We start from the raw sequence: 2,953 nt of genomic DNA, 5'->3' as shown, positions 1-2,953 counted from the left end.
ATCCGATGTCTGCTGCCTGTTCATGTCGCGTCCGTTGAACGCTTCCTACGAGACAGTACCGAAATCAGCTCGGGCTAAACACATACGAAGTATCTATCTACGTCGTTGACCAGTTCGAACGCCTCGTCAAATAGGGCTTGAGACGCGGCATCCTCGTCGTTTGCCGCCGGCTGGGTCGCAGTCATGGCGATGATCGTCGCGTCGTACTCTTCTGTGAGGATCGTCGTGATCCGGCGGACGAGCTTCCACCACTCCATTGGCAGTGCTTGGGGCTCGTCCAGTACGATCACGGAATCGTACAGCGCCGGAAGTTTCATCGACTGGGTGTTACTCGGGCCAACAAGGCTCTCGAAGAGTTGGACGAACGTCGTGAGCGTCATCCCGGAGCGCCAGCTCTCGGCGACCATCTCCGCGAGTCGGGCATGCTCGTCGGGATCGTCATCTAGATCTCCGAGTTTCGTCACCGTCTCGGCCAGGTGGTGGTGGATCGTCAACAGGCCATCTCGAGCGTCAGTATCGAACACGTCCGTGAGTTCGTCGGCGACCTGATCGATGACGGAGGTGAAGGGCAGTGCATAGACGACCCGTTCACCTTCGTTTCGGAGCGCGAGAGCAGCATTGAGGCCGGTTAGCGTCTTTCCCATTCCGGTTGGTAGTGTCAGCGTTGCGATTGACGTATCCGAGTCGCGGAACTGCTCGACACCATTGAGTACGTCGTCTCTCGCCTCGTCACGGAGCGTATCGAGAGCGCCTTTCTGACTGTCTTTGTCGGTATCTCCTCCTAGGTCGTCGATGTACTTCGAGAGCGTACGAGCGTCCGGTTCGGACGCGTCGAGATCGCCGTCTTCGATACCGGCAGTCACCGTTTTGTCGGCAAGGATCAGTCCGCTCCAAAGCTGGAGGAGCAGTTCGTAGAACTCCTTGGAGGGACCCGAGCGGTCGCTATCGAAATCGAACATGGAGACGTGTTCGTGGACGGTGTCGAACAGGCCGTCGTCCTCCTTGCCGATCTCTTCGGCGAACTCGTCCCATGACCCGTTACCGTCGGTAGCGTCAGCGACGAACGATCGTGCGAACTCCCTGCGATGGTCGTCGACGTTCGCGACCTGTTCGACTAGGACTCGCTGGCGCTCGTTGCTCGCCTCACTCCTGTTCTCGATCCGAGATACCTTTTCGACGTATTCTTCGGTATCGGGAAGGCGACCGTGGTGTTTCGCAAGAGCGATGAAGGCCGCGAGACAGTCCTCGCTGTCGTAGCCCAGCCGATCGAGGACGTAGTACCCGAGATAGGCCCCGAACAGGGAGTGGTTCGTCCGCTTGCTGGTGTCTCGCTCATCAACCACGTACTCCTGGAACCATGTCGTCGCCTTCCCGAAGTCGTGACATCGTGCCACTATTGCCACCATCTCGGTGAGCGGGTCGTCGCCGATCGTCGTTGCGTCCGCGGAGACGACGGACTCGGCCCGCTCGGCTACCTCGTTTAGGTGATCGAGGAGCAATGTCTCCTCATCGCCGTCCTCGGCGGGATGAGAGATCGGCGCGTCCACCATCAGGTGAACACCACGGTCCGATCATCGACTGAGTACGTCGCCACGTCAGTGAATGTGAGCGAGCCACCGTCCGGGTTGTAGGCGTAGGAGACGAACGCGCTGGTCGTCCGACCACCGTCGTCGCGTTCCATGAACGCGGGCGTCTGCTCGATCTGGTAGCGTGTCTCCGGATCGGGAACGATCGAGTCGACAGCTTCGGGGACGGTCGAGTCGATAGCTACCGTGTTACCGTCGGGTCCCTGCTCGATCGGGAACTCACCGTGGTAATCGACTGTCGCCAAGTACTCAGAGAGACCGAGGCTCGGAACGTAGTACGACTCACCCGACTCGAGCAGCGAGCGGAGTTGGTCGTACCGCTCGTCGTCATCGAGCCACACGTCGATTCGATAGGCAGGATCGACGAGGACCTCGTAGTTATGCTGCTGTCGGGGCTTGGACGGGTCGGGAAGCTTGATGGATAGTTTCCCACGAGGGTTTAGCGACGCCAGGTGTTCGTCGGCGGTCGAGAGCGTGTTCATCGGTAGCTTCATCGTCCGCAGTTCGCTCGTCGGTTCGATTGCGACCAGCGACTCACCCGGGGCGAAAAGGTCGTAGTAGCCGTCGCGCTCGATGCCCAGCATCGCCGCGATCAAGCCGGCGACAGTGGTCCGCGGGATGACGCGGTACGTCTGTTTCACGATGTTACCCTCGATACGCCGGAAGTGTCCCCAGGGTCCGCTGACCGTGAACGACAGGCACGTCTCAGCGCCATCGGGGAGTTCCGATCCGGCCGGTGCGTGCTCGGTCACAGGTCACTCCTCCGGCGCGGTCGCTTTCGCATCTTCGTACACATCGATCACCCGGACGGATTCACTACCGACCGCCGATTCGAGGGCATCGTAGAGGAACTCGTGGCCGCCCGTCTCACCGTCAACGGAGACTTCGAGGACATCGCTGGCAACGACGTGGACGGTGTCGATCCGATCGGACGCACCCTCGAGTCGTTCGAGCAGTACCGACACGTCGACACAGATGTCGCGGACGTTTCGGAGTTCCTCGACGGGATCGGATTCCGCACTGTCGAGCTCGAGGTCCTGATCGAGCCCGCCGAGATGGAAGCTCTCGTCGGCGTACTCGACTCTGAGGTAGAGCCGGGGCTCCTGTCCGACCTTGCTCCGGCTGATCGTCTGGTTCTTCAGCGCACGCCAGCACAGCGTGTCCAGCCGCCGCACGTCCCGATCCGACAGGAGCGTGTCTTCAGCTCCGTGTTCGTCGACGAGTCCGTGGAACCCGATGAATGCATACTGGATCCGGTGGTCGTCGAGGTCGAACCCGCCCTGTGCCTTATCGTCGCCGGTCGCGATAACGCTGGTGAGGCTGTTGTACTCCTCGTTCTCCATGACTCGGTGGAGCGACTTGCCGGG

3 protein-coding genes are annotated in these 2,953 nt (G+C 60.7%); all 3 read right to left on the bottom strand.

What is annotated here, in order from left to right; genetic code table 11:
- Nucleotides 1–74: 74 nt before the first annotated feature.
- On the bottom strand, nucleotides 75–1,550 hold the full coding sequence (locus tag C487_RS16305) for a CRISPR-associated endonuclease Cas3'' (RefSeq protein ID WP_006186930.1): 1,476 nt from the start codon (nucleotides 1,548–1,550) through the stop codon (nucleotides 75–77).
- A complete protein-coding gene (cas5b, locus tag C487_RS16300) occupies nucleotides 1,550–2,338 on the bottom strand; it encodes a type I-B CRISPR-associated protein Cas5b (protein WP_006186929.1) in 789 nt (262 codons plus the stop codon). The genes C487_RS16305 and cas5b overlap by 1 nt, the downstream gene beginning before the upstream one ends.
- Before the next feature lie 3 nt (nucleotides 2,339–2,341).
- Nucleotides 2,342–2,953, bottom strand: a 612-nt coding sequence (cas7b, locus tag C487_RS16295; protein WP_006186927.1) for a type I-B CRISPR-associated protein Cas7/Csh2, incomplete at its 5' end; no start/stop codon positions are given.

This window comes from Natrinema pallidum DSM 3751 (assembly GCF_000337615.1).
Classification (GTDB): Archaea; Halobacteriota; Halobacteria; order Halobacteriales; family Natrialbaceae; genus Natrinema; species Natrinema pallidum.
The sequence above is the reverse complement of the archived record's forward strand: the minus strand, read 5'-3'. Positions and strand labels throughout refer to the sequence as shown.

Coding starts and splice junctions, on each gene's coding strand:
- C487_RS16305 (WP_006186930.1), bottom strand. CDS start 1,550: ATGGTGGACGCGCCGATCTCTCATCCCGCCGAGGACGGCGATGAGGAG.